Origin of the sequence: Pseudomonas sp. NPDC085632 (assembly GCF_044541255.1) — a bacterium.
Lineage (GTDB): Bacteria > Pseudomonadota > Gammaproteobacteria > Pseudomonadales > Pseudomonadaceae > Aquipseudomonas.
The window spans coordinates 22,525-49,520 of record NZ_JBITSX010000018.1 but is presented as its reverse complement, the minus strand read 5'-3'; the positions used below and the strand labels follow the sequence as shown (position 1 = coordinate 49,520).

The following is a 26,996-nucleotide window of genomic DNA, read 5'->3' as shown; positions in this document are numbered from 1 at the left end:
GATGATGACAACTCAACCACCAGCCTACTTCAGGCCCACCACCCCCGCCACAATCAGCCCTACCGAAACCAGTTTGACCAGCGTCAGGCTTTCGCCCAGCAGGGCGAAACCGAGGAACACCGTGCCCAGTGAGCCGATCGCGGTCCAGATCGGGTAGGCGATGCTCACCGGCAACTCGCGCATCGCCAGCGTGAGAAAGTAGATGCCGCCAACCGCCGCAATCACCGTAATCAACGACGGCCAGAGCCGAGTAAACCCTTCGGCGTACTTCATGCCCATGGCGAAGGTCACTTCAAACCCGGCGGCGATCAGCAAGAACAGCCAGGCCATCTAGAACACCCGGGCGAGGTCGAGCAAACGCTGCTCGGCCTCGGCCACCGACACCGCGAAGGTGCGTTCGGCGGACTCTTCGCCCTCGGCCGCGACCACAGTGACGTCGTTGATGCCGATAAACCCCAGCGCCGTGCGCAACCATGGATCGGCGTGATTCAAGGCCTCCAGCTCACCACCCGGGCCGAAACCGAAACCGCCGCGACTGGTGACGATCAACGCCTTCTTGCCCTGTAACAGCGGGGTGTACTGGGCAATGCCGTTGTCCAGCGTGTGATCGAAGGTCAGGCCCAGCCGCACGATCTGATCGACCCAGGCCTTGAGGCCGCTGGGCACGCTGAAGTTGTACATCGGCGTGGAAATCAGCAGCAGGTCGTGGTCGAACAACTCGCCGACCAGTTGATCGCTCAGGGCCAGATCGGCCTGCATCGACAATGGACGCGCTTCAGGCTGTGGATGAAACGCGGCGACGACAAAGGCTTCGTTGACCGCCGGAATCAGCGCTCGGCCGACCTCGCGGCGGGTCACCTGCGCCTGTGGATGACGCACCTGCCAGGCGCTGAGAAAACTTTCCGCCAGCCGCCGCGAGTGCGAACGGTCGCCACGTGGGCTGGCATGAATCGCAAGAATTTTGCTCATCTGAAACTCCTTGAGGCTAGACTTCGATTGCTGTGTCGCTGCAGATTGCAGGCAGCACACCGTTGCCTCAAATGAGCAAATATCAGTCTGGATGAATTCATTTCATCCATGGAGCTTTCAATGTTCGCCTCGCTGCCTCTCACTGCCCTCCGCGCTTTTGAATCGGCGTCACGCCTGCTCAGTTTCAAGGGTGCCGCCGAAGAACTGTCGGTCACGCCCACGGCGATTTCGCACCAGATTCGTTCGCTGGAAGACTGGCTCGGCGTCGCATTGTTCGAGCGCCTGCCACGTCAGGTGCGCCTGACCGAGGGCGGCGAGCGCCTGTTTCGCAGCTTGCATGGCGCGCTGCTGGAGGTGGCACAAAGCGTCGACACCCTGCGCCCGCAGCGCAACGCCAGCACGCTGACGCTATCGACCACCGCCGCGTTTGCCGCGCTGTGGCTGGTGCCGCGTCTCGGTCGCTTTTATGCGCAGCATCCGAACATCAACGTGCGCCTCGATACCCATTGCGAAGTCATCGATCTGCATCAGGACGCCAGTGTCGATCTGGTGTTGCGCTACAGCCTCGACGATTACCCGAACCTTTACGGTCTGTGCCTGTTCGATGAATCGTTCGGCGTGTACGGCTCGCCCGAGCAAGTAGCGCTGGCCGCGCGGCGCACGCCGACGTTGATCAGCGTGCGCTGGCATAACTCGAAGCTGTATGCCCATGGCTGGGAAGCGTGGTGCGCCAAGGCCGGCGAACACTGGCTGAACCAGCAACCGGCCATCCGCGAATACGATGAAGAGCATTACGCCCTGCAGGCGGCGATCGCCGGGCAAGGGCTGGTGCTGGCGAGCAATATTCTGGTGTCGGAGAGCGTTGCCAGTGGTTTGCTGGTGCCGTTCATGGGTCAGGTTCAAGTCGATGGCGCCGGTTACAGCGCATTGTGTGTGCCGGGGCGCGAGCGGCATCCGCCGGTGCGGGCGTTTTTTGCCTGGTTGCGCGAAGAAGCGCTGCTCTCGGGACTGGCACCCAGGTCGCCGCAAATCGGGTAAAACTTTTTGCAACGCTCACGACTCACAGCTTAGGTAGCGACCGCGTCCGCAGAACGTGGCGACAATCGGATTAGCCTCCAGGAGATCGAAATGAGCGACGACCTGCATCTGTCAGATGTTCAAACCTTGCGCGACCGTGCGCGCCAACACGTCGAGAACGGCGCCGTCACCGAAGGCTACAGCGCCGACCGTGAAGAGGTGCTGCGCTTGCTCAATGAATCGCTGGCCACTGAACTGGTCTGCGTATTGCGCTACAAGCGCCACTATTTCATGGCCAATGGCGTGAAAGCCCATGTGGCCGCCGAGGAGTTTCTCGAACACGCCACCCAGGAAGCCCAGCACGCCGACCGCCTGGCCGAACGCATCGTGCAATTGGGCGGCGAGCCTGAGTTCAACCCTGACCTGCTGTCGAAGATGTCCCACGCACAATACGTAGCCGGCAACACCCTCAAAGAGATGGTCTACGAAGACCTGGTTGCCGAGCGCATCGCTATCGACAGCTACCGGGAAATCATCCAGTACATCGGCGAGAAAGACCCGACTACGCGGCGTATCTTCGAAGATATTCTGGCGCAGGAAGAAGAGCACGCCGATGACATGGCTGACATCCTGAACGACCTGTAATCCCTGACGACTGATCGTTCCCACGCTCCGCGTGGGAATGCAGCCCGGCACGCTCCGCGTGCCTTTTTATTGCCGAACGCGGAGCGTCCGTTGAGGCATTCCCACGCAGAGCGTGGGAATGATCAGGAAAACGGCCTTCGCGAGCAGGCTCGCTCCCACACTCGACCGCATCCATCTGAAGGAATGCGGTCCCCTGTGGGAGTGAGCTTGCTCGCGAAATGGCCCTTACGGGCACTGACTATTTGGTGGGTTTAACGGTGACCGGCGCCTTCCCCGCCTTCATCTGTTCCAGCAACGGCGCACACTGATTCGGCTCACCGCCACTCGGTGCCACCAGCGCCAACAACCCCGCCGCCGGTGCCGCAATCACACCCAGCGCAACCATCCCCGCCCCGCGCAACATCAGCGGCACAGCCTTCACGCCGGCATCGGGCTTGATGAACTTGCCGCGCACATACAGCGGCGAGCGCAGAGAGATCAAACGCCAGCCCTTGGATTCCGGGGTCACGGTCAGATCCAGCTGCTCGGTGGCCATGTTCGCCGTGCCGTCGATGTAGATGATCGCGTTCTCGGTATCGAAGACGAACAGCTGCGTGGTCGCCAGACCGGTCTTGATGTCGAAGTCCGCCGCTGCACAGTTGATCTTCACTTCCTTGTCGCCAAAAATCTTGCCGACCACATAGTTACCGACGTTGAGCCCGGCCAGTTCCATCAGCTCGCGGCTGATCGCGCCGTCGTTGATCAACATCTTCAATTTGCCGTTGGCGCCGCCCAGCAGCTTGGCCACCGAGTTGCCGCGACCACTGATATCGGCGTCGCCGTTGAGCTCACCGAAACTGGTCTTCATCGGCTCAAACGTCGGGAACAGCTCTTTGAGCTTGAACTTGCGCGCAGTCAGTTTGGCGCGACCTTCCAGCGGCTCGGTGCGACCGTTGAGGCGAATCTGTGCATCAAGATTGCCGCCAGCCACGCCGAAGCGCAGTGGCTCCAGGCTCAGTTCGCCGTCGTTGAGTTTCAGGTGGGTATAAAGGTCAGTGAACGGCAGTTTCTCGCTATGGACGATGCGCTTGCCGGTGAACTCGACATCGGCGTCCATCGCGCGCCAGCGATCAGTCTTGAACTCTTCGACCGGCAGCACTTTATCGGCCGGCTGTTTGCTTTCGCCGCCGCGAGCCTTTTGCTTGTCATTGGAGTCGGCGCCGATCAGCGGTGCGAGGTCAGCGAACAACAGTTGATTGGAGAGTAACGCGCCGCTGAGTTTCGGCCGTGGCTGGCTGGCGACGTAGGTCAGGTCGCCATGGATATCACTGCTGCCGATCTTGCCGTTGAATTGCTCATAGGTGAATTTCGCCCCGGCCTCGTCATGCAGTTTGGCGATCAAATGGCCGTCGGTGGAGTACGGCGGCGTGTCCGGCAGGGTCACCCCGGTTAAAGGATAGAGATTGCCGAGGCTGGCACCGGCCAGTTTCAGGCGCAGATCGAGCGCGCCAAGGTTCAGCGGATCGGTCAGCGTGCCGGCCAGTTCGATACTGGTGTCGCCGATCTTCGCCTGGGCCTGCAACGGGAAGGGTTTGCTCGCGTCCTGCAAGGCGAGCAGCCCGCCGATCTTGCCTTGGCCCGTAAGGTTCTGGCCGTGGTATTGGCCTTTGACCTTCAGAGCAAATGCGTAATCCTGCGGTGCGCCACCCTTGTCCTGCGCGTTTTTCGCCGCTTTGGCACCGACGATGTCGCTGTACGGAATCGGCTTGCCCAGCGGATCGATCAGCACATCAAGGTTGGTCTTGAGCGTCTGGTCGTCGAGGGTGACGTGGCCCTTGTCGAAACCGATGGCGCCGATGTCGACCACCCAATTCGACGGCTCAGCGTTCGGATCCTTCGGATCGAATTTGAACGTCCAGTTGGCGCGGCCGTCGGCAAGGCGCTGCAACTCGGCGTTGGGTTCGGTCAGGTCGATGCGCGGAATCACCACCCGTTGCGCCAACAGCGCCAGCGGCGAGATACGCAGCTCAACGCGCTTGAGCGTGACCATCTGCGGTTTCTTCGACCAGTCCGGGTTGCCCAGGTTCAAGTCCTCGGCGACCACATGCGGCCACGGCACCCACGCACGCCAGCCGCCCTCGTCGGGTTCGCGCTGCCAGATCACCGCGAGGTTGCCGTTAATAGCAAACGGTCGGTGAAGTTCTTCCGAGACTTTGGCGTTGAGCGGCGGTTTGATCCGGTTCCAGTCGAAGAACACGATGATCAACACCAGCACGGCCAGTAGCAGCACGAGGATGGCGAAGGTCCAGCTGAAGATTTTTCCAGTGCGCGTCATGCACAAAGCTCCTGATCACGACCGCACGCAAAAACTGAGGCGCACGGCTGAAACGGCGGGCCAAAGCGGCCCTCATGAAGTCTACGACTGGCAAACGAGCCGCAGGTTTAATCGAAAGGTCGATTCAGGCGCAAAAAGTCGCGCGAAATCTGACCGATCAGTCGAACAGTGTTACCTCGACCCGCACTTTTGCGAGGCGCGAGTGAGTCGTAAATACCCACCTCGGTGCAAAACCGTTGCTCTGAAAGGCCCGATCTAGAGCCTCCCGGCAGAACAATCAATTCTGTTGATTATTACCATTGCGTTTATGAACTTTTATATCGACTTATCGAGAGTAGCATTGCCCTCGTACCCACTTTATCGCCCTCCCAAGGAGCAACCCATCATGAAACGCCAATTACTGCTCAGCCTTACCCTGTCGATGCTAGCCAGCACTGCTTTCGCCCTGCCCGCTGCCGATCAGGCCACCCCGCAAGTGAAATCCAGCCACTCGGTGTTCAGCCAGACCGTAGCGGCTGATGGCTCGGACCGTACCCCACAAGGCCAGACTCTGGCTGAAGGCGGCCGTGATCGCCTGGAAGAGAAAGGTCTGGTTCAAGACGGCTACGACAAGACTCCACAAGGTCAAACGCTGGCGTCTGACGGTACCGAACGCACTCCACAAGGCCAGACTCTGGCATCCGACGGTAGCGACCGCACCCCACAAGGCCAGACCTTGGCATCTGACGGTGGCGACCGCACTCCACAAGGCCAGACCCTGGCTGACGACGGTTTTGATAAAACCCCACTGGGTCAAGCACTCGCCGAAGGTGGTGGTGACCGTGTAATCGAACGCAACAGTGCCTTGAGCTAAGCCCATGGCGGCCTCGAAAAAAAGCCCAATCACCGGATTGGGCTTTTGACTTTTCCGGCTCGATAAAATCGTTCGCTGCATGCCCTCCCGTTCGACGCCGACAAAGCCGATTTGCTAGAGTGCGGCGCTTGTCCTGCCAAAGAACACACCCTGCGATGCTGCCCCGCGCCGAACAGAAGCAACAGACCCGCAACGCCTTGATGGACGCTGCCCGCCACTTGATGGAAAGCGGCCGAGGATTCGGCAGCCTGAGCCTGCGCGAAGTGACCAAAACCGCCGGGATCGTACCCACCGGTTTCTACCGGCATTTTGCCGATATGGATGAGCTGGGCCTGGTATTGGTCAGTGAAGTTGGCCAGACCTTTCGCGAAACTATCCGTTTGGTCCGCCACAACGAATTCGTCATGGGCGGCATCATCGATGCCTCTGTGCGGATCTTCCTCGACGTGGTCAGCGCCAATCGCTCGCAATTCCTGTTTCTTGCGCGCGAGCAGTACGGCGGTTCACTGCCGGTGCGTCAGGCGATCGGACGCTTGCGCGAAAACATCAGCTCCGACCTCGCTGCCGACCTGACGATGATGCCCAAGCTTCAGCATCTGGATACTGCTGGTTTGAGCGTAATGGCTGACCTGATCGTCAAATCGGTGTTTGCCACCCTGCCGGACATCATCGACCCGCCCGCCGAAGCGCTGCCGGAGCATCTGACGCCGCAGGCGAAGATCACCCAGCAATTGCGCTTTATCTTTATTGGTCTCAAGCATTGGCAGGGCTTGGGTAGTACCGAGTAACGCCCCCTCATTACTGACACGACAAATTCCCCCTGCTCGCGAAGGCGTCGTGTCAGCCAACATCCATATCGCTGAACCACCGCCCTCGCGAGCAAGCTCGCTCCCACATTTGGTTCGGCGCATCAGCCTCCATTTGGTGCATTAAAAAATCTTCACGCACCAAAACCTTCCATATTCCCGCAACATCTTGAAACATCCACTACGCTCCGACAGGGATTTCCTACATCTCGTCCGATTGGCAAGGCCCTTGCTCTAGCCAGAGTATTGTCCATAGCTGGAAGTTTTCCGATGCTGGTGATTCACCGCAGAATCGACCCTCAACCCGTCTGGGCCGCCGAGTTGCACCTGACCTTCGAAGCGCGGAGCAAAAGCCGTTTGCGCTGTTTCAGTGCCGAGGGCGAAGACGTCGGGTTGTTTTTGGAGCGCGGCCAGCCGCCGCTGTATGACGACGAATGCCTGCAGGCTGAAGACGGCCGCATCGTCCGCGTCTGCGCGCGCCCCGAGCAATTGCTCCACGTCACCTGCGCCAACGCCTTCGAACTGACCCGCGCGGCTTATCACTTGGGTAACCGCCACGTCGCCCTGCAAGTCGGTGATGGCTGGCTGCGTCTGCTCGACGATTACGTACTCAAAGCGATGCTCGAACAACTCGGCGCGCAGGTCGAAGCCATTGAAGCACCGTTCCAGCCGGAACACGGCGCCTACGGCGGCGGCCATCACCATTCACGCCACGGCGACGAGGACTTCAACTACGCGCCGAAACTCCATCAGTTCGGCGTACGTCTGTGAATCCGGCCTGGGCGCTGCTGCGCCTGGCCAGTCCGCAATTGCCGATTGGCGGCTACAGCTATTCGCAAGGCCTGGAAATGGCGGTGGATAACGGCCGCGTGAACAACCCGGACAGTGCCCGGCGCTGGATCAGCGATCAGTTGCTGCTCAACCTCGCCCGCTTTGAAGCGCCGCTGCTGCTCGCGCATTGCCAGGCAGCCGCGGATGAGCAATGGGCCGAGTTGCAGATTCTGCGCGAAAGCCATCGCGCCAGCCGCGAGACGCGCGAGTTGCATTTGGAGAGCCGGCAGATGGGCTATTCGTTGCAGCAATTGCTCAGCGGTTTGCCTGAACTCGACGCACCGGCACGCGACTTTCTCGATCAATGTACTGAACCGCACCTAGCCCTGTGCTGGGCGTTGGCCGCACGCGCCTGGGGCATCAGCCCACAAGACGCCCTCGCCGCGTGGCTGTGGAGCTGGCTGGAAAACCAGCTCGCCGTATTGATGAAAACCCTGCCACTGGGCCAGCAAGCCGCCCAGCGCCTGACCAGCGAACTGCTGCCACTGCTGCAACAAGCGCAGCAGGACGCAACCCGAATCAATCCCGAACACATGGGCAGTGCCGCGTTCGGCCTGTCCCTGGCGTGCATGGCCCACGAGCGCCAGTACAGCCGTCTCTTCCGCTCTTAGGAGAAACAACCATGAACACACAACCTCTGCGCGTCGGCATCGGCGGCCCGGTCGGTTCCGGCAAAACCGCGTTGACCCTGGCCCTGTGTCTGGCCCTGCGCGAGCGCTACAACCTCGCCGTGGTCACCAACGACATCTACACCCGCGAAGACGCCGATTTCCTGGTGCGCAACGAAGCCCTCGCGCCGGAGCGGATCATCGGCGTGGAAACCGGTGGCTGCCCGCACACGGCGATCCGCGAAGACGCCTCGATCAACCTTGAAGCGGTGGATCAACTGAACCGGCGCTTTCCCGGGCTCGACCTGATTCTGGTGGAGTCCGGTGGTGACAACCTGTCGGCGACCTTCAGCCCGGAACTGTCCGACCTGACTATCTATGTGATCGACGTTTCGGCGGGCGACAAGCTGCCGCGCAAGGGCGGACCGGGGATCTGCAAATCCGATCTGCTGGTGATCAACAAGATCGACCTGGCGCCGCTGGTAGGCGCTTCGCTGGAAATGATGGACAGCGACACCCAACGCATGCGCAACGGCAAGCCGTTCGTTTTCAGCAACCAGAAAACCGGTCAGGGTCTTGAGCAAATCATCGCCTTCATCGAACGCCAGGGCCTGCTGACTGCAGCCTGATTCACTGATCAACAAGGAAGCTTATCCATGACACTCAAACGTATTCTTGGCGCCGTGGCGCTGCTGCTGACGCCTGCGCTGGCTTTCGCTCACCCGGGACACGGCGACAGCGGTTTGATCGCCGGCATCAGCCATCCGATCGGTGGCCTCGACCATTTGCTGGCGATGGTGGCTGTTGGCTTATGGGCGGCGCAGCAGCAAGGCGCGGCGCGCTGGGCGCTGCCGTGCACGTTTGTCGGCACCATGCTGATTGGCGGCATGCTCGGGTTTGAAGGGCTGGAATTGCCGGCGCTGGAAAGCGGGATTGCGGCGTCGGTACTGGCGTTGGGTCTGGCGGTGGCATTGGCGGTGCGGCCGCCGCTGGTGATGGCGGTGGCGGCGACGGCGGTGTTTGCGTTGTTCCATGGTGTGGCGCATGGGCTGGAGTTGCCGGACATGAGCAATCCTTGGGCGTATGCGACGGGTTTCGTTGCTGCGACGGCTGCACTGCATGCGGCGGGTTATGCCGTGGTGCGTTTTCTGCCTCAGGCGGCTGCACCGTTGGTGCGCCTTGCAGGTGCTGCCTCAGCAATCACAGGCGCCTGGCTGCTGGCAGGCTAATCTCTATCGCCTGAGCCGGCCTCATCGCTGGCAAGCCAGCTCCCACAAGGATATTTGGTGTTCACACAATTGTGGACTTACCCAATAACCTGTGGGAGCTGGCTTGCCAGCGATGACGGCCGATCAGACACCAAACCTCTAAAGCCCGCCGCTCTGCTACCATGTCGCGCAATCGCCCCAGCCGTGACGACGTCCGCCCATGCCCCACGCTTCCCGCTCCACCTCCCTGCCCGAATTGACCGCCCTGTTCGGCGCTGTGCAGCAGCACTTCGTCAACGTGATCGTGCCGCTCTGGCAAGGCCCGGGCTGGAACGCCGACATGGCGTTGCCCTATGAGTCGCTGGACGCCACGCACCAACCTCTGCCACCACAGCGTTATCGGGCGATGGCCTGCGCCCGGCAGTTGTATTTGTTCTCCAGTCTGATCGGGGTTGTGGATAACGCTGATGTGCGCGCAGCGGCGCTGTTCCGCTCCTTGCAACGGCACTTTCATGATGCCGAGCATGGCGGCTGGTTCTACAGCATCGATGCCCAGGGCAAGCCGCTGGATCAACGCAAGGATCTCTACACCCACGCCTTTATCCTGTTTGCCTGCGCGCATTACTGGGGAAAGTCCGGCGATCCACTGGTCGAGTCGACGTTGAATGCGGCGCTGGAAATCATCGGCCGACGCTTCGCCACCGGCGATGGCTTGTACGAAGCCTGCCTGGAACGCGACTGGATCACCCTGCAAACCGGTCCGCTGCAAAACCCGCTGATGCACTTGGCTGAAGCATTTCTCGCCACCCTTGCCGTGCGCGAAGATGCCCAGACGCAGAAAGCACTGCTGGAGTTATGCACAGCCATGCACAAGCACTTCGTCGACCCGCAGCATGGCGTGTTGATGGAGAAACCGCTCGGGGCTGTGGATAACTGGTATGAGCCGGGGCACCAGTTCGAATGGTATTTCCTGCTCGAATCGTCAGCGTTGCTGCGGGGTTCGAAATTGCACGCGGCGCTGGATCGGGCGTTTGCGTTCACCGAGCAATACGGTGTGGTGCAGACATGCGGCGCGGTGCGGGCAATGCTCGATCTGGAAACGGATGGACGCCCGCGAGACTCGACCCAACGGATCTGGGCCCAGGCGGAATATCTGCGCGCGCTGACGTTGCGTCAGGGCAGTGAAGCGGTGGTACTGCGGCAGTTGCAGGCGTTGCAGCAGCGCTTTCTGCATGCCGGGGGCTGGCATGAGTGTCGGGATGAGCAAGGGGAAGTCAGTCGCAAGGATATGCCTTCTACTACGCCGTATCACTTGGCGACTTGTTACCACGGTTTGGCTGAATATCTTCGCTGATTTTAGATCGCTTTCGCGAGCAAGCTCGCTCCCACATTGGAATTGCGCCGAACACACTATTTGTGAGCAGCACAAATGAACTGTGGGAGCTAGCCTGCTAGCGATAGCCGTTACGCGGTCTCTAAGCGATCCACTTCTTGTCCCCGGTGAAGCTGATCGTCAACCACCGCGCCGCATCCGGCTTGCCCAGCTTCGCGGAAATCTCTTCGCGCAACGCATCCAGCTGTCCGACATTGCTCAACGCATAATCGGCTGACAACACCACATGAATCTCGATAAACCGCGCCCGCCCGTGCTTCTGCACATAGGACACATAGTCATCGAAACCGTGCTCGGTTTTCGCCGCCTCCATCACCTGACGCACCTGATCATCCAGCGTGTCCGGGGCAATCCCCAAGACATCGCGCAACGCCGGGCCAAGGATCTTGAACGCCGGCGGCAGCATGGTCAGCGCCAGCACGATCAGGATCAGCGGGTCGACATACACCGCCCACTGGCCATAACCCTGGGACTTGAGCAGCAGCGCTGCGAGAAAACTGATCAACAGGCCCACGGACAGCATCGCGTCCACCAGCCAACTGATGTTGTCGAACTGGATCAGGCTGGATTTGAGCTTGCGGTTACGATGGCGGACGTAGAAGAAGTAGGCGAATTCGACAACGGTAAACACCGCCGCATAAATGATCACCAGCCCCAACTCGATGTCACGGCCCCCGTTGATGACGCCGAACACGCCGTTGAGAAACGCGTAGATCGCAATCAACATCAGGAAACTGCCTTCGATCAACAGCACCATCGGCTCCAGATGCCAGAAACCGAACTGGAACCGGTGATTGCTTTCCTTGGCGATCAGCTTGGCGGTGATCAGCATCAGAACTTTGATGAACGTTGCGATCAACGAGAAAAAACCATCAAACAGAATGGATTGTGAACCTGAAACAAAACCGGTGACGATCCCGGCAATCGCCACAGCCAACATCAGAATGGTCGATTGTTTGAGCAGTGCCTGCTCACCTCGGTTACTCACTTTGACTCCTCGAAAAACCCTGAAAACCGCGGGGTGCGGTTGGGTTGTTGCGAGGGGAGTTTACCTTATCGGGATTTATTGCCTGTTCTGGCCTCACGCTGGCAAGCCAGCTCCCACAGGGTTATCGGTACACACGAATCTTGTGAGCGACTCGGTACTTGTGGGAGCTGGCTTGCCAGCGATTGGCCGTGACGCGGTGTCAGGCCTTGTTACGCTCGATAGCGAAACCCGCCCAGGTCTGGCTCACCGGCATCAATTCCAGGCTGTTGATGTTGATATGCGCCGGCGCATTCATCACCCAGAAAATCGTCTCGGCAATGTCCTGCGGCTGGATCGGCTCGGCACCCGCGTAAGTCGCGTTGTAACGCTCCTGATCGCCCGCAAAACGCACCAGCGAGAACTCGCTCTCGCACAGCCCTGGCTCAATGTTACTGACCCGTACGCCGGTGCCTTGCAAGTCGCAACGCAGGTTCAGCGAGAACTGTTTGACGAATGCCTTGGTCGCGCCGTACACATGGCTGCCCGGATACGGATAGTTGCCTGCGATGGAGCCAAGGTTGACGATGCCGGCGCCGCGGCCATGAGCGATGAGGCGCGGCAGCAGCAGGCGCGTGGCGTACATCAGGCCTTTGACGTTGGTGTCGACCATGGTGTCCCAATCGTCCAGATCGCATTTCGGCGCAGGATCCACGCCCAACGCCAGACCTGCGTTGTTGATCAGGCCACGCAGCTTGGCGAACGACGGCGGCAGATTGGCAATCGCCTCTTCCATCGCCTTGCGATCACGGACGTCGAGCACCAGGCCGTGCACTTCGGTCTGTTTCGACAATTCGGCGCACAGCGCGTTGAGGCGTTCTTCACGACGGCCGGTCAGCACCAGTTTCCAGCCAGCCTCGGCAAAACGGCGGGCACAGGCTTCACCAAATCCGGACGTCGCGCCGGTGATAAACAGGGTGTTGGACATCGTGTTCTCCTTGCTTCGGCCGCCGGGGCAGCCCTTGGAATAGAAAATCAGCCCGCAGCATGCCCGGCCCCGCACGCACGGGCAACACCCACAACGTGTGCAAAAAACAACCAACACCGCCAACGCCATAGCCAGCGTGGCCTGTAGCCATGTGCACGCATGTTATCCACAGTCCCTTCCACAGTTTCCGGGGGCAAGTGCAAACGCGCAAAGCCGCGCCACACAAGGCTTTGCGGGCGAAATAGAAAGTTTTTTGCTTGACCCTGAAGTGGCGGATGTGCGGGACATGGCATTTTGCACGACAGGTCAGTCAGCACAGTGATTGCGCGAGGCCAGTAATTACGGCCCTCAGCGCAGTCTTTCCAGAGTTTAATCACAGACTTATCCACAGGCTTATCGACATCGAATTGTCTGACAGTCAATGCCCAGAAAAAGGTTGACAACGACGCCTTCATCTTCAGCAAAAACGCCTGATCAAAAAACAACCACACACTTGCAGGCCACGGATTACAAGGCCTGCAGCCAGATACACCCACGTTATTCACAGCCAGCTCCACAGTAACCGGGGACAAGTCAAAACTGTGGAAAAACAGCCATTTGCAGCGTCTATATGTCGCGCTTTGGCAGCTTCGGGAATTTGTTTTCCACAATTCCACTGAAGGTCACCGCTTAACCTGTGGGAGCTGGCTTGCCAGCGATGGGGCCGTCACTCCCTGCATCAGTGTTGAATGATGAAGCGCTATCGCTGGCAAGCCAGCTCCCACAGGGATTGAGGTGGGTTTGGGATATAAAAAAGCCCCGGGACTTGCGTCGCCGGGGCTGTGTTTGACGCAGGAAAAGTCAGTGCCCGCCCAGATAAGCGTTACGCACCTCCTCGTTCACCAGCAACTCTTTACCCGTGCCCGTCAGGCGAATCTCGCCGTTAACCATCACATACGCCCGGTCCGACAGCTTCAGCGCATGGTTGGCGTTCTGCTCGACCAGAAAAATGGTCATCCCGGTTTTCGCCAATTCCCGCAGGGTCGCAAAAATCTGCTTCACCACAATCGGCGCCAACCCGAGGCTCGGCTCATCGAGCAGCAACAACTTCGGTCGACTCATCAAGGCCCGGGCAATTGCGAGCATCTGCTGCTCGCCACCAGACATGGTCATCGCCCGCTGCGTGCGCCGCTCTTCAAGCCGTGGAAACAGTTCGAACATGCGCTGCATGTCTTCCTTGGCGTATTTGTCACCAATCGGGATGGTGCCCATCAGCAGGTTTTCCTCGACGGTCATGTCGGGGAACACCCGCCGGCCTTCCGGCGACTGCGCAATGCCGTTGGAAGCGATGTAGTGCGAGGACTTGTGGGTGATGTCGACGCCTTGATAAAGGATCTGCCCGCCCGCCGCCCGTGGCTGGCCGAAGATCGACATCAGCAGCGTCGATTTGCCGGCGCCGTTGGAGCCGATCAGGCTGACGGTTTCCCCCTCATTGATCTGCAGCGAAACACCTTTGAGCGCCTGGATTGGTCCGTAGAACACGTCGAGGTCTTTGAGTTCGAGGATCGGTTGGGTCATACCAGCTCCTCTTCGTCGGCGCCCAGATAGGCGGCAATCACTTTCGGATCGTTGCGGATCGCTTCAGGCCCGCCTTCGGCGATGACGATGCCGTGGTCCAGCACCACGATGTGGTCGGAAATGCTCATTACCATGCCCATGTCGTGTTCGATCAGCACCACGGTCAGATCGTGCTCGTCGCAGCAGCCGGATCATCGCGCTCAGCGCTTCGGTTTCCTGAGGGTTGAGGCCGGCGGCCGGTTCGTCGAGGCAGATGATCTGCGGCCGCGTGCACATGGCCCGGGCAATTTCCAGACGGCGCTGTTGGCCGTAGGAAAGCTCACCGGCGAGCCGGTTGGCGCAGTCCACCAGATCGACCACCTCCAGCCAGTAGAAGGCGCAGTCCAGCGCATCACTTTCAGCCTTGCGATAGCCCTTGGTGTTAAGGATGCCGGCGAGCATGTTGCGGTTGACCCACATGTGCTGGGCCACCAACAGGTTTTCCAGCACCGACATTTCCTTGAACAGGCGAATGTTCTGGAACGTCCGCGCCAGGCCTGCACGGTTCACCAAATGCGTGCCGCCGAACATCTTGTAATACAGACGACTGAGGAAAGATTTCGGCGAAACGAAGTCGGTCGCTTTGAACGACTCGCCCAGCAACTGGATGACGTTGGTCTGCTGGCCGCGCACGTTGAGTTCGATCTTGCCGCCGGAGGCCTTGTAGAACCCGGTCAGGCAGTTGAACACCGTAGTCTTGCCGGCGCCGTTGGGGCCGATAAGGGCGAAGATCGAGTTGCGTTTGACCTTCAGACTGACATCGCTCAAGGCCTTGATGCCGCCAAAGTGCATCATCAGTTTTTCAACAGAGAGTACGACTTCACTCATGGCGCAGTCCTCTCATAGTGAATGGCACCTTTGCGTGGAGTGACCCCGGTACGGCTGATGCGGATCAGCCCGCGTGGTCGCCAGATCATCATCAACACCATCAGGATGCCAAACAGCAGCACGCGATATTCGGCGAAGCCGCGCAGCAGTTCAGGAGCGACAGTCAGCACGAATGCGGCGATCACCACACCGATGGTCGAGCCCATGCCGCCGAGCACGACGATGGCGAGGATCAGCGCCGATTCGAAGAAGGTGAACGAGCTCGGGTTGACGAAACCTTGGTAGGTGGCGAAGAACACACCGGCGAGACCGGCGGTCGATGCACCGATGGTGAATGCCGAGAGCTTGACCAGCACGTGGTTGAGGCCCATCGAGCGGCAGGCGATTTCATCTTCACGCAGGGCTTCCCAGGCGCGACCGACCGGCATTTTCACCAGACGATGCTTGATGTACAGCACGGCCAACACCACGAGGAACAGCACCGCGTAGATGAAGTAGTACTTCACGTCCGGGTTGTAGGCGATGCCGAAGAACTCGTGGAACGGCACCCCGCCATCCTTCGCCCGTTTGCCGAACTCCAGACCGAAGAACGTCGGCAGCGGCGCCGGCATGCCGTTCGGGCCGCCGGTCAGGGACAACCAGTTGTTGAGGATCAGGCGAATGATTTCACCAAAGCCCAGGGTCACGATTGCCAGATAGTCGCCATGCAGGCGCAACACCGGGAAACCGAGGATGCAGCCGGCAAGCCCCGCCGTGATCGCCGCCAGCGGCAGTACGGTCCAGAAGCCCAGGCCGAGGTATTGATAACCCAGCGCCAGACCGTAGGCGCCGATGGCGTAGAACGCCACGTAACCCAGATCGAGCAGACCGGCCAGACCGACCACGATGTTCAGCCCCAGCCCCAGCAGCACGTAGATCAACCCGAGGATGACCACGCCCAGCAGGTAGGAGTTGGAGACAAACGGCACGATGATCGCCAGCACAATCAGCAGCGGGATGATCCAGCGCAGGCGCGTCTTGTGATCGGCCGGCAGCACGTGCACACCGGAACCGGTGCTCTCGAATCCGTCGAGAATCTTCAGGCCCTTGGGCGTTTGCAGGAACAGGCTGAGGGCAAAGCGGCCGATCATGACAATGCCGATGATCCAGGCCACGCGGGTCGGTTCAAGGTTGAAGCTGTAACCCTCAAGTACGACGCCGACAATCGGCCCGAACACAATCAGGGCAATCAGGCCGGCCAGAATCGCCTCAACCAGGCTTTTTTTGATATCAATGCTTTTTTGAGTGGTTGAAGACATCGCTTACACCTTCGACACAAGAGGACGGCCCAACAGGCCCTGCGGCCGGAAGACCAGAACAAGTACGAGCAGCGAGAAGCTGAACACGTCTTTGTAGTCGGAGTTGACCAGACCGGAGAACAGCGACTCGGAGATACCGAGAATGATCCCGCCCAGCATCGCGCCCGGCAGCGAACCGATCCCGCCGAGTACCGCAGCAGTGAAGGCTTTAATGCCGATGACGAAGCCGGCGTAGAAGTCGAACGTGCCGTAGTTCATGGTAATCAGCACGCCGGCCAATGCCGCCATGGCCGCACCGATGATGAACACGTAAGAGATAACGCGGTCGGTGTTGATCCCCAGAATCGAGGCCATCTTGCGGTCTTGCTGAGTGGCGCGGCACATGCGGCCGAGCTTGGTGTATTTGATCACGTAGGTCAGCAGACCCATGCCGACGAATGCGGCCACCAGAATGAAGATCTTGGTGTAGGTGAGCTGAACGAAACCGGTGCCGATGTCGACGCGCCAGGCGCCGGTGAGCAGCGTTGGAACACCCTGTTGACGGGCGCCCTGGCTGATCTGGGCATAGTTCTGCAGGATCAGGGAAATACCGATGGCGCTGATCAGCGGGGCCAGTCGGGTGGAGTTGCGCAGGGGTTTGTAAGCGACTCGTTCAATGACCCAGCCATACACCGCCGTAACGACGATGGTGAAGATCAGAGTGCCGAGCATCAGCAGCGGGAAGGATTCGATACCGAAGTACGCCAGCAGAGCCAGACTGATTGCCGCCAGGTAAGCAGAAATCATGTAAACCTCGCCGTGGGCGAAGTTGATCATGCCGATGATGCCGTAGACCATTGTGTAGCCGATGGCGATCAGGCCATAGACCGACCCGAGGGTCAGGCCGTTGACCAGTTGCTGCAGGAAAATACCATCCATAACGCAATCTCACGCAGTGAGAACCTGCACACCTGTGATGTGCGGCTCTTCTAGGAAAAATACAGATTTACGTCGGAGCAATGTCAGAGCGCGATTTACCCGATCACTCCAAACCCTGTGGGAGCTGGCTTGCCAGCGATAGCGGTGGATCAGCCGAAATGAGTGTCGACTGAGCTGACGCCATCGCGGGCAAGCCCGCTCCCACAGTTACTGATGTGGGATCAGTTGATCGCGTCAGCCCTTACTTCTGTTTTTCCAGCTGGTGGTATTTGCCGCTGGCGTCCCACTGGTACACCACGTAATCAGAGACTTTCAGGTCGCCCTTCTTGTCCCAGGCTTTTTCACCCATGACGGTTTTCACCGGGTTGGCTTTCAGCCACTCGGCGGCTTTCTCGCCGCTGTTGGACTTCGCACCGTTGAAGGCGGCGGCCAGGGTCTGAACCGAAGCGTAGGCGTACAGGGTATAGCCTTCTGGTTCGGTGCCAGCCTTGCGGAAGGCATCCACGACGGTTTTACTTTCCGGCAGCATGCGCGGGTCGGCGCCGAAGGTCATCAGCACGCCGTCGACGTATTGCGGACCGCCAGCGGTGGTCACCAGTTCGTCGGTGACGATACCGTCGTCGGACATGAACTTGACGTCTTTCAGGCCTTCGGTACGCAGTTGTTTGACCAGTGGACCGGCTTCCGGGTGCAGACCGCCGAAGTAGACGACATCGGCACCGGCGGCGCGGATCTTGGTGACCACGGCGCTGAAGTCTTTCTCGCCACGGGTCAGGCCTTCGTACAGCACCGGCTTCACGCCACGTTTTTCAAGCTGAGCCTTGGTGGCATCCGCCAGGCCTTGGCCGTAGGTGTCCTTGTCGTGCAGTACGGCAACCTTTTTACCCTTGAGCACGTCGACGATGTAGTCGCCGGCGACGATGCCTTGCTGGTCATCACGCCCGCACATACGGAACATGGCGCTGAGGCCGCGCTCGGTCACTTGCGGGTTGGTGGAACCCGGAGTAATCGCGATCACACCGGCTTCGTCATAAATTTCCGAGGCTGGAATGGTGGAAGAAGAACAGAAGTGACCGACTACGCCAGCGACTTTCTGGTTGACCAGGTCCTTGGCGACCGTCACGGCCTGCTTCGGTTCGCAGGCGTCATCGCCCTTGACCAGAACGATTTTCTCCCCGTTGACGCCACCTGCCGCGTTGACTGCGTCAGCCGCCGCCTGTGCACCCTTCATGTACTGCTCGCCAAATGCCGCGTTGGCGCCAGTCATTGGACCGGCTACACCGATTTTCACATCAGCTTGAGCAAACGCAGAAACACCCAACGCAGTAGCCACTGCGAGGGCCAGAAAGCCTTTCTTGTAAAACGTCTGGGACATGAGGTGGTGCTCCAAGGTTTTTTTTAGTTGGCACTGCGACTTCACTTCACTGAATGCTCTGAGCAAGGGCCGTGCCATCGGTTTTTTATTCTTCAAAAAGTCGCTGCTTTCTTGTTATTTCGACTGTTTCGTTCCCATTTTCATTGGGCGTGCAACCGTCTAAACCGCGGAAGGTGAAACCATTTATTTTTTCAGGCGCAACCCGCACGCGCCATCATTGCAACCGCGGCGCCAAACGACGTGCAACCAGCCTGTAACAGCCCGCGTCACCGAACTGCACACTGCTGGTGCGGGACTGCTACAACCCGCACCATTACAGGCTAGTCGCTACGTGAAAAAGCGCCGCTTCCGGCAACAAATTTCAACACTCAAATCACAATGCGCAGGCACTGGCCCGCGTGATACAGCGAGAAGCCTGCCTCGTACAGGCAACTGCGCAAGCCCACGCCGGCCAGGGGCTGCATCGGTGCAAAGGGAATCGGCAGGGCTTGAGGATTGCCGTGACACAAATAGTCGGCGAAGGCTTTGCCGACCACGGTGCCAGTGGTGACGCCACGGCCGTTGTAACCGGTGACGGCCACCAATCCCGGCGCCGGTTCGAACAGGCGCATAAGGTGATCAGGGGTAAACGCGATGCGCCCGGTCCAGGTGCATTCCCACTCGACGGGTTTCAGATTGGGGAAATAATGCTGCTGCACGCGATCGGCCCAGGCCTTGAGAAACCAGGTCGGTTTCTGATTGCCGTTGCCCAGGCTGCCGAGCAATAACCGCCCTTCTTTGTCGCGGCGGATGCTGCTCAGGACTTGGCGGGTGTCCCACGAGCCCTGCCCGCCCGGGAGGATTTCCTGCGCGGCATCCTCAGTCAGCGGCACCGAGGCGACCTGATAGTAATAACCGGGGAAGAAGTTACGTTTGAGCTCGGTCCAGTCGCCTTCGGTGTAGGCATTGGAGGCGATGACCACTTGTTCGGCCAATACTGAACCGTGCTCAGTCTGCACTGACCAGTTCGCGCCCTGACGCTCAAGCCGAGTGACCGGCGAATGGTCGAACATTTGCCCGCCAAGACTGATCACGGCACTGGCCAGCCCGGTGACGTAGGCCATCGGATTGAGCGTGCCGGCGCGGCGATCGAGCAAAGCCGCAGCAATTTTTTGCGTGCCGGTGGCTTGCTCGCAGGCCTTGCCGGTCAGCAGTTCGACTGGCGCACCACGGCGCTTCCATTGCTGCTCGCGACTGCGCAGATCCGCCTCGCCCTTGGCGTTGTGCGCCATGTGCAGCGTACCTTCGCGGCGCAACTGACAATCGATGTCGTATTTATCCACAAGGCTGAAGACCAGCGCTGGCGCGGCCCCGAGCATGCGGTTGAGTTGACTGCCGACCGCTTCGCCAAACCCGGCTTCGATCTCGTCCGGTGGAATCCACATGCCGGCGTTGACCAGCCCGACGTTGCGTCCGGAACCGCCATGACCGGCGCGATGAGCTTCCAGCACGCAGACGCTTTTGCCTTTTTCCAACAGATGCAACGCCGCCGACAACCCGGTGAACCCGGCGCCGATCACGCAGACATCGACTTTGACTTCGCCTTTGAGCTCGGTGTTATCCGGTCTTTGCGGCGTGAGCTTTTCCCACAGACATTCTTCGCGTAACGGCATTGCCAGACTCCAACAGAAACCTAACCAAATGCGCTTGTGGGGCTACCAAAAGATCGCAGCCTTCGGCAGCTCCTACAAAACCGCAGCCTGGCGCCACCTATGTAGGAGCTGCCGAAGGCTGCGATCTTTTCAGCTTCCCTCCATCCTCAGTCGAACGTAATGCCCTGCGCCAGCGGCAACTCCAGCGAGTAGTTCACGGTGTTGGTCTGGCGGCGCATGTACGCGCGCCACGCATCGGAACCCGACTCACGACCGCCACCGGTTTCTTTCTCGCCACCAAACGCGCCGCCAATTTCCGCACCGCTCGGGCCGATGTTGACGTTGGCGATGCCACAGTCGCTGCCCACTGCCGACATGAACTGCTCAGCCTCGCGCACGTCAGTGGTGAAGATGCACGACGACAAGCCTTGCGGCACGGCATTGTTCAGGCGCAGCGCTTCCTGGAAATCGCTGTAACCGACCACGTAGAGAATCGGCGCGAAGGTTTCGCTGCAGACCACGTCGCTCTGCTCGGGCATTTCCACAATCGCCGGCGAAACGTAATACGCATTAGGGAATTGGTCCTCCAGTTGGCGCTTGCCGCCAAACACCCGACCGCCTTCGCTCAATGCCTGCTCCAAGGCGTCCTGCATGTTTTCGAAGCTGTGCTTGTCGATCAGCGGGCCAACCAGATTTCCTTCCAGCGGGTTGCCGATGCGCACTTTCGAGTAAGCAGCCTTGAGACGAGTGACGATTTCTTCTTTCACAGATTCGTGGGCAATCAGTCGACGCAGGGTAGTGCAGCGCTGCCCGGCCGTGCCGACGGCGCTGAACAGAATCGCGCGTACCGCCATGTCGAGATCGGCGCTTGGGCCGAGGATCATCGCGTTGTTGCCGCCCAGTTCGAGAATGCTGCGAGCGAAACGTGCGGCGACTTTCGGCGCCACTTCGCGGCCCATGCGCGTGCTGCCGGTGGCGCTGATCAGCGCGACACGCGGGTCATCGACCAGCGCTTCGCCGGCATCGCGGCCACCAATAATCACTTGGCAAAGGTTCGCCGGGGCATCGGTGAAGTTCTTCACCACGCGGTCGAACAGTGCCTGACAGGCCAGTGCAGTCAGCGGAGTTTTCTCCGAAGGCTTCCACACCACCGGGTTGCCGCAGACCAGCGCCAGCGTGGTGTTCCAAGCCCACACCGCGACCGGAAAGTTGAACGCGCTGATCACGCCAACCACGCCCAGCGGATGCCAGGATTCACGCATGTGGTGGCCCGGACGCTCAGAGGCGATGGTCAAGCCGTACAGCTGACGGGACAGGCCGACGGCGAAATCGCAGATGTCGATCATCTCCTGTACTTCACCGAGACCTTCCTGAGTGATCTTGCCCGCCTCCCAGGAAACCAGTTCGCCGAGATCGGCTTTGTATTCGCGCAGCACTTCACCGAATTGACGCACCAGCTCGCCGCGACGCGGGGCTGGCACCTTGCGCCACTGCTCGAACGCATGATCTGCGCGACTGATGTGTTGCTCGACTTCGGCTGGGCCTTCCCAGTTGACGGCGGCGATGCGGCTGCCGTCGATCGGCGAATGCACCGGTACTTTGCCGTTCTGGTATAGGGCCGGGTTTACACCTAGACGATCAAGCAATGCGGCAACCATGGGTCACTCCTCAAGCAAAAACTGAATGTGTGCGGGCGCTTTTTCGCGACCGGGCAGGCCTTTAGTTGTAGCGTCACAATGGCGAGGCAACAAACGACCTTTACGCGAGATATCATTCCGTTTATTCATGCTGGGCATAGAAAGACAAGAAAAGGATCGGCCATGCTGAACAAACGCCACTTGCCCTCGATCACCGCATTGCAGTGTTTCGAGGCCGTGACCCGTCACCTGAGTTTCACCCGCGCTGCCGAAGAACTGAACCTGACGCAGAGCGCGGTCAGCAAGCAGGTCGCGCAGCTGGAAGAATTGTTACAGCACTTGTTGTTTCTCCGCGTGCGTCGGCGTTTGCAAATGACCCCGGCCGGGGATTTGTACTTGGTTGAAGTACGAAAAATCCTCACGCAAGTGGAAATGTCGACGCACTACCTGCGCTCCTACGGCGGCGAAACCGAAGTCCTGCGCGTATCGACGCCGTCGACCTTCGGCGCGCGCTGGCTGGTGCCGCGTTTGAAAGGCTGGCGCTTGCGCCATCCGTCGATCCATCTGGACCTGTGCAATGAGCAGGAAGCGGATGACCTGCTGCAAGGGCGCAGTGATCTGGCGTTCTACTTCGGTCAGGGCTCACGGCCCGGCACTGAATGCCTGAAGCTGTTCGGCGAAGAGCTGGTGCCGGTGTGCGCGCCGGGCAGCCTGCCGGACACACCGTTTACTGACCCGACGCAACTCACTGATCTGGTGCTGCTGCAAAATGCCTCGCGCCCGCAAGCGTGGCATGACTGGTTCGACAGCCAGGGTTACCAGACCGAGCACAGCTACCACGGGCCGCGTTTCGAAACCTTTTATATGTGCATTCGTGCCGCGCAGGTTGGCTGCGGCGTGGCGTTGTTGCCACGGTTTCTGGTGGAAGAAGAATTGTCCGACGGCAAACTGGTCATTCCCTGGCAGCATGCAATGCCCAGTTCCGACGCCTATTACCTGGCGTACCCGGAGCATGCGGCGGAAGTGCCGAAGGTGCGCGACTTCGTCAAATGGATGCTCGAACAGATCGACAATCCCCTGTAGGAGCTGCCGCAGGCTGCGATCTTTTGATTTTGAAAACCAACATCAAAAGATCGCAGCCTGCGGCAGCTCCTACAGAAGCACAGCAGAAATTGCTGGCAATCCCCACCGCTGATATGCGCCACTAGCGCCATTGATTGAGACCGCGCCACGGCGCGGCGCACCTGGAGACCCCGTTATGAGCGAGAGTGTGTTTGCCGATCGCATCGTGCAGAACCTGCTCGACACCGACTTCTACAAACTGACGATGATGCAGGCGGTGCTGCACAACTACCCCAACGTCGAAGTCGAATGGGAGTTTCGTTGCCGTAATAGCGAAGATTTGCGCCCGTATCTGGCCGAGATCCGTTTTCAGATCGAGCGTCTGGCCGAACTGAGCCTGAGCGCCGATCAACTGAGTTTTCTGGAGCGCATCAGCTTCCTCAAACCGGATTTCCTGCGTTTCCTGGGACTGTTCCGCTTCAACCTGCGCTACGTGCATACCGGCATCGAGAACGGCGAGTTGTTCATCCGCCTGCGCGGGCCGTGGCTGCATGTGATTCTCTATGAAGTGCCATTGCTGGCGATCGTCAGCGAGGTGCGTAACCGCTATCGCTACCGCGAAACCGTGCTCGAACAGGCACGCGAGCAGCTCTATCGCAAATTCGACTGGTTGACCGCCAACGCCTCCGCCGACGAATTGTCGCAACTGCAAGTAGCCGATTTCGGCACCCGACGCAGGTTTTCTTACCGCGTGCAGGAAGAAGTGGTGAACGTGCTCAAGCACGATTTCCCGGGGCGTTTCGTCGGCACCAGCAACGTGCACCTGTCCCGCGAGCTGGACATGAAACCGCTGGGCACCATGGCCCATGAATGGATCATGGCCCATCAACAACTCGGTCCACGGCTGATCGACAGCCAGATCGCCGCACTCGATTGTTGGGTCCGCGAATACCGCGGTTTGCTGGGGATCGCGCTGACCGACTGCATCACCACCGATGCCTTCCTCGGCGATTTCGATCTGTTCTTCGCCAAGCTGTTCGACGGCCTGCGCCATGACTCCGGCGATCCTGTGGTGTGGGGCGAAAAATGCATCGCGCACTATCACCAGCTCGGCATCGACCCGATGAGCAAGACGCTGGTGTTCTCCGACAGCCTGACCCTGCCCAAATCGCTGGAGATCTTCCGCGCGCTGCACGGTCGGATCAACGTCAGCTTCGGCATCGGCACCAACCTCACTTGTGACATCCCGGGTGTCGAACCGATGAGCATCGTGCTTAAAATGACTGCCTGCAACGGCCAACCGGTGGCGAAGATCTCCGACGAGCCAGGCAAGTCTCACTGCAAAGACCCGAATTTCGTCGCCTACTTGCGACACGTGTTCCAGGTTCCTGCCGATTCCCGTCTATCTAGCAAGGAGTGAATTCATGCAAGCCGTACAGCGTGAGATTGCGCAGCAGCTCAAGGTGCAACCGCCGTTTGCCGACTACAAGGCCCTGCAGGCCGAAGTCGCCCGGCGCATTGCCTTTATTCAGGATTGTCTGGTCAATTCCGGGCTCAAGACACTGGTGCTGGGCATCAGCGGCGGCGTCGACTCGCTGACCGCAGGCCTTCTGGCCCAGCGCGCGATGCGTGAGCTGCGTGACCAGACCGGCGACAACAGCTACACATTCATCGCCGTGCGCCTGCCGTACGAAACCCAGTTCGACGAACACGACGCCCAGGCCTCGGTGGACTTCATCGCGCCGGACGAACGTCACACCGTCAACATCGGCCCGGCCGTGAAATCGCTGGCCAGTGAAGTCGCCGCGTTCGAAGGCAAACATGCGGTCTCGGTGGACTTCGTGCTCGGCAATACCAAAGCGCGCATGCGCATGGTCGCCCAGTACACCATCGCAGGCGCGGCGAACGGCCTGGTAATCGGCACCGACCATGCAGCGGAAGCGGTGATGGGTTTCTTCACCAAGTTTGGTGACGGCGCCTGCGATCTGGCACCGCTGAGTGGTCTGGTGAAGAATCAGGTTCGCGCGATTGCGCGCAGCTTTGGCGCGCCGGAGTCGCTGGTCGAGAAAGTCCCGACGGCGGATCTCGAAGACCTGTCGCCGGGTAAACCGGACGAGGCTTCCCATGGTGTGACGTACGCCGAGATCGACGCGTTCCTGCATGGCGAACCGGTGCGTCAGGAAGCGTTCGACATCATCGTCGCGACCTATAACAAGACTCATCACAAACGCGTGATGCCATTCGCCCCGTAAGTTGAAAGCCCCCTGAAGGAGCTGTCGAGTGAAACGAGGCTGCGATCTTTTGATCTGGCTTTGAAGATCAAGAGCAAAAGATCGCAGCCTTCGCCAGCTCCTGCAAAAAACAAAAAAGCGTCCCGAGGGACGCTTTTTTATGCCTGACTCAATTACTTGACGGTAATCGTGCCTTTCATCATCGAGATGTGACCCGGGAACGAGCAGAAGAAGCCGTAGCCGCCATCAGCAATCTTGGCTACGTCAAAAGTCAGCGAGTCAGTTTCCTTGGCGCCGATGATCTTGGTGTGAGCGATGATGCGCGCGTCACCTTCGGGCAGGTAGTTCTTGTCGATACCGGCGGCCAGGCCAGCGGTAGCGATTGGCTGCATGTCAGCTTCTTTGCTGATCACCAGGTTATGGCCCATGACGTTCTTCGGCAGGCTGCCGGAGTGGGTCAGCTCGACGGTGAAGGTCTTGCAGCTCTTGTCGATCACGATTTCCTTGGTGTTGAAGGACATCTGATCGGTGGAGTCAACGGTGGTTTTGCACTCGGCAGCCATCAATTGGCTGCTGGCCAGCGCCAGCAGGGATACCGCAACAACTTTGGAAAACATGGTGAATCTCCAAGGCAGGGTTAACAGAAACACGAATGATGGAAAGACTGCCTGAAATCTTCGCAAGTTCCTATGACTTGAGTCAAAAATTGTATACAACTTTCAGGCTATGACACTCATCGAGACAATCTAACGGCCAGATTCCCCGGCCAGCCCTATGATCGGCGCATCTACTGAGACGGAGTGCCTGTCATGTTCTTTAACGGTCTGTTGTGCAGTTTGCTCGCCGCTTACGCCTGTGGCGCCAGCGGTACCTTTGAATCGCCTGAACGCGAAGTTTAGGCCTTGGATCGAGGCGTGCCAGCCATTACCCTGTGACGGATTGACCCAGGAGGAAGGCATGTCTCTGAAATCCGTTTGTGTATTTTGCGGTGCCAACGCCGGCACCATCCCGGCCTATACCGATGCTGCCGTCGCCCTTGGCCGGGCCTTGGCTGAACGCAAGTTGACCCTGGTCTACGGCGGTGGTGCTGTGGGCTTGATGGGCATTGTTGCCGACGCCGCGCTGGCCGCTGGCGGTGAAGTGATCGGCATCATCCCGCAGAGCCTGATGGACAAGGAAATCGGCCACAAAAGCCTGACGCGCCTGGAAGTGGTCGATGGCATGCACGCGCGCAAGGCGCGCATGGCTGAGCTCAGCGATGCGTTCATTGCCCTGCCCGGTGGCCTCGGCACACTGGAAGAGCTGTTCGAAGTCTGGACCTGGGGCCAGCTCGGCTACCACGGCAAGCCGCTGGGCCTGCTCGAAGTGAACGGTTTTTACAGCAAACTCACTGCTTTTCTTGACCACATCGTCGGCGAAGGCTTCGTTCGCGCGCCACACCGTGACATGCTGCAAGTGAGCGAATCACCGCAAACGCTGCTCGATGCCCTGGATACCTGGAAGCCGACCGTCACGCCAAAATGGGTCGACCAAAAACCCGGCTAACCGCAAGGCACCGATACAGGGCAGAATATGCGCCGCTCAACCTCACCTTCGACCAAGAGGAACGCCCATGGCCAAACCCAATTACTCCTTCGCCAAACGTCAACGAGACCTGGCAAAGGAACAGAAGAAAGAGGAAAAGCTTCAGCGCAAGAAACAAACAGCTGAAGAAGCAGCCCTGAACCCTGAGGGTGAAGTGGCAACGGATGATGATGTTGATGCAACTGAAACACCGAAAGATCAGGCGCCCGACGCCTGAACCCCACCGGGTTTGATCATCGA

Annotated in this window: 26 protein-coding genes and 1 pseudogene; 14 read left to right on the top strand and 13 right to left on the bottom strand. The window is 59.4% G+C overall.

The window, feature by feature from the left end:
- Window positions 1-24: 24 nt before the first annotated feature.
- Both ACIF4X_RS14230 and ACIF4X_RS14225 read right to left on the bottom strand, forming a co-directional pair.
- Entirely contained in the window at window positions 25-330 is a 306-nt protein-coding gene (locus ACIF4X_RS14230) for a multidrug efflux SMR transporter (RefSeq protein ID WP_007915923.1), read from the bottom strand.
- Window positions 331-969, bottom strand: coding sequence for an FMN-dependent NADH-azoreductase (locus ACIF4X_RS14225; protein WP_397482626.1), 639 nt, complete (start codon window positions 967-969; stop codon window positions 331-333). It lies immediately after the preceding gene.
- Between the two features lie 108 nt (window positions 970-1,077).
- Here ACIF4X_RS14225 and ACIF4X_RS14220 point away from each other — a divergent pair, with 108 nt between their 5' ends.
- Both ACIF4X_RS14220 and ACIF4X_RS14215 read left to right on the top strand, forming a co-directional pair.
- Complete coding sequence (locus ACIF4X_RS14220; protein WP_397482625.1) at window positions 1,078-2,007, top strand: LysR substrate-binding domain-containing protein; 930 nt, start codon at window positions 1,078-1,080, stop codon at window positions 2,005-2,007.
- 90 nt (window positions 2,008-2,097) lie between these two features.
- Window positions 2,098-2,631: a bacterioferritin gene (locus ACIF4X_RS14215; RefSeq protein WP_034151608.1), complete on the top strand. Its 534-nt coding sequence runs from the start codon at window positions 2,098-2,100 to the stop codon at window positions 2,629-2,631.
- A 238-nt stretch (window positions 2,632-2,869) separates the two neighbouring features.
- Here the strand turns inward: ACIF4X_RS14215 and ACIF4X_RS14210 are convergent, their stop codons facing one another.
- Entirely contained in the window at window positions 2,870-4,945 is a 2,076-nt protein-coding gene (locus tag ACIF4X_RS14210) for an AsmA family protein (RefSeq protein ID WP_397482624.1), read from the bottom strand.
- A gap of 385 nt (window positions 4,946-5,330) precedes the next feature.
- Here ACIF4X_RS14210 and ACIF4X_RS14205 point away from each other — a divergent pair, with 385 nt between their 5' ends.
- The 7 genes from ACIF4X_RS14205 to ACIF4X_RS14175 all read left to right on the top strand — a co-directional run bounded on the left by ACIF4X_RS14205 (window position 5,331) and on the right by ACIF4X_RS14175 (window position 10,605).
- On the top strand, window positions 5,331-5,798 hold the full coding sequence (locus ACIF4X_RS14205) for a hypothetical protein (RefSeq protein WP_397482623.1): 468 nt from the start codon (window positions 5,331-5,333) through the stop codon (window positions 5,796-5,798).
- Between the two features lie 155 nt (window positions 5,799-5,953).
- Window positions 5,954-6,586, top strand: a complete 633-nt coding sequence (locus tag ACIF4X_RS14200; RefSeq protein WP_277760390.1) for a TetR family transcriptional regulator — start codon at window positions 5,954-5,956, stop codon at window positions 6,584-6,586.
- Between the two features lie 288 nt (window positions 6,587-6,874).
- Complete coding sequence (gene ureE, locus ACIF4X_RS14195) at window positions 6,875-7,375, top strand: urease accessory protein UreE (RefSeq protein WP_397482622.1); 501 nt, start codon at window positions 6,875-6,877, stop codon at window positions 7,373-7,375.
- A complete protein-coding gene (locus tag ACIF4X_RS14190) occupies window positions 7,372-8,046 on the top strand; it encodes an urease accessory protein UreF (protein ID WP_397482621.1) in 675 nt (224 codons plus the stop codon). Before ureE ends, ACIF4X_RS14190 begins: the two co-directional genes overlap by 4 nt.
- Before the next feature lie 11 nt (window positions 8,047-8,057).
- Window positions 8,058-8,672, top strand: coding sequence for an urease accessory protein UreG (gene ureG, locus ACIF4X_RS14185; RefSeq protein WP_077570691.1), 615 nt, complete (start codon window positions 8,058-8,060; stop codon window positions 8,670-8,672).
- A gap of 27 nt (window positions 8,673-8,699) precedes the next feature.
- The gene (locus ACIF4X_RS14180) at window positions 8,700-9,272 is read left to right on the top strand and encodes a HupE/UreJ family protein (protein WP_397482620.1); all 573 of its coding nucleotides are present in this window, start codon (window positions 8,700-8,702) and stop codon (window positions 9,270-9,272) included.
- Between the two features lie 199 nt (window positions 9,273-9,471).
- On the top strand, window positions 9,472-10,605 hold the full coding sequence (locus tag ACIF4X_RS14175; RefSeq protein ID WP_397482619.1) for an AGE family epimerase/isomerase: 1,134 nt from the start codon (window positions 9,472-9,474) through the stop codon (window positions 10,603-10,605).
- Window positions 10,606-10,726: 121 nt separating this feature from the next.
- On the opposite strand, the gene ACIF4X_RS14170 is transcribed toward ACIF4X_RS14175, so the two are convergent.
- From ACIF4X_RS14170 to ACIF4X_RS14130, 9 genes and pseudogenes are all read right to left on the bottom strand, one after another.
- Window positions 10,727-11,632 (bottom strand): cation diffusion facilitator family transporter, encoded by a 906-nt coding sequence (locus ACIF4X_RS14170; protein WP_397482618.1) that lies wholly within the window; start codon window positions 11,630-11,632, stop codon window positions 10,727-10,729.
- A gap of 199 nt (window positions 11,633-11,831) precedes the next feature.
- Window positions 11,832-12,596: an SDR family oxidoreductase gene (locus ACIF4X_RS14165; protein ID WP_007915905.1), complete on the bottom strand. Its 765-nt coding sequence runs from the start codon at window positions 12,594-12,596 to the stop codon at window positions 11,832-11,834.
- A gap of 840 nt (window positions 12,597-13,436) precedes the next feature.
- A complete protein-coding gene (locus tag ACIF4X_RS14160; RefSeq protein WP_007950655.1) occupies window positions 13,437-14,153 on the bottom strand; it encodes an ABC transporter ATP-binding protein in 717 nt (238 codons plus the stop codon).
- Window positions 14,150-15,020, bottom strand: a pseudogene (locus tag ACIF4X_RS14155) (ABC transporter ATP-binding protein). The gene ACIF4X_RS14160 and the pseudogene ACIF4X_RS14155 overlap by 4 nt, the downstream one beginning before the upstream one ends.
- Window positions 15,017-16,318 carry a high-affinity branched-chain amino acid ABC transporter permease LivM gene (gene livM / locus ACIF4X_RS14150; protein WP_397482617.1) on the bottom strand — a complete coding sequence of 434 codons (1,302 nt, stop codon included), beginning with the start codon at window positions 16,316-16,318 and terminating at the stop codon, window positions 15,017-15,019. The pseudogene ACIF4X_RS14155 and the gene livM overlap by 4 nt, the downstream one beginning before the upstream one ends.
- Before the next feature lie 3 nt (window positions 16,319-16,321).
- Window positions 16,322-17,236 carry a branched-chain amino acid ABC transporter permease gene (locus ACIF4X_RS14145; RefSeq protein WP_008078282.1) on the bottom strand — a complete coding sequence of 305 codons (915 nt, stop codon included), beginning with the start codon at window positions 17,234-17,236 and terminating at the stop codon, window positions 16,322-16,324.
- Between the two features lie 241 nt (window positions 17,237-17,477).
- Entirely contained in the window at window positions 17,478-18,611 is a 1,134-nt protein-coding gene (locus ACIF4X_RS14140) for an ABC transporter substrate-binding protein (RefSeq protein ID WP_397482616.1), read from the bottom strand.
- A gap of 368 nt (window positions 18,612-18,979) precedes the next feature.
- Window positions 18,980-20,263 carry an NAD(P)/FAD-dependent oxidoreductase gene (locus ACIF4X_RS14135; protein ID WP_397482615.1) on the bottom strand — a complete coding sequence of 428 codons (1,284 nt, stop codon included), beginning with the start codon at window positions 20,261-20,263 and terminating at the stop codon, window positions 18,980-18,982.
- A gap of 146 nt (window positions 20,264-20,409) precedes the next feature.
- Window positions 20,410-21,900: an aldehyde dehydrogenase family protein gene (locus ACIF4X_RS14130; RefSeq protein ID WP_397482614.1), complete on the bottom strand. Its 1,491-nt coding sequence runs from the start codon at window positions 21,898-21,900 to the stop codon at window positions 20,410-20,412.
- A gap of 162 nt (window positions 21,901-22,062) precedes the next feature.
- Between ACIF4X_RS14130 and ACIF4X_RS14125 the strand changes: the two genes are divergently transcribed.
- The 3 genes from ACIF4X_RS14125 (at window position 22,063) to nadE (ending at window position 25,193) form a co-directional block, all read left to right on the top strand.
- Window positions 22,063-22,962 carry a LysR family transcriptional regulator gene (locus ACIF4X_RS14125; protein WP_397482613.1) on the top strand — a complete coding sequence of 300 codons (900 nt, stop codon included), beginning with the start codon at window positions 22,063-22,065 and terminating at the stop codon, window positions 22,960-22,962.
- A gap of 175 nt (window positions 22,963-23,137) precedes the next feature.
- A complete protein-coding gene (pncB, locus tag ACIF4X_RS14120) occupies window positions 23,138-24,361 on the top strand; it encodes a nicotinate phosphoribosyltransferase (RefSeq protein ID WP_397482612.1) in 1,224 nt (407 codons plus the stop codon).
- A 4-nt stretch (window positions 24,362-24,365) separates the two neighbouring features.
- The gene (nadE, locus tag ACIF4X_RS14115; protein WP_397482611.1) at window positions 24,366-25,193 is read left to right on the top strand and encodes an ammonia-dependent NAD(+) synthetase; all 828 of its coding nucleotides are present in this window, start codon (window positions 24,366-24,368) and stop codon (window positions 25,191-25,193) included.
- 152 nt (window positions 25,194-25,345) lie between these two features.
- Here the strand turns inward: nadE and azu are convergent, their stop codons facing one another.
- Window positions 25,346-25,789, bottom strand: coding sequence for an azurin (gene azu / locus ACIF4X_RS14110; RefSeq protein WP_008078296.1), 444 nt, complete (start codon window positions 25,787-25,789; stop codon window positions 25,346-25,348).
- A gap of 340 nt (window positions 25,790-26,129) precedes the next feature.
- Between azu and ACIF4X_RS14105 the strand changes: the two genes are divergently transcribed.
- Together ACIF4X_RS14105 and ACIF4X_RS14100 are read left to right on the top strand one after the other, a co-directional pair.
- Window positions 26,130-26,717, top strand: a complete 588-nt coding sequence (locus tag ACIF4X_RS14105) for a TIGR00730 family Rossman fold protein (protein WP_397482610.1) — start codon at window positions 26,130-26,132, stop codon at window positions 26,715-26,717.
- A gap of 67 nt (window positions 26,718-26,784) precedes the next feature.
- Complete coding sequence (locus ACIF4X_RS14100) at window positions 26,785-26,973, top strand: hypothetical protein (RefSeq protein ID WP_397482609.1); 189 nt, start codon at window positions 26,785-26,787, stop codon at window positions 26,971-26,973.
- Window positions 26,974-26,996: the final 23 nt, after the last annotated feature.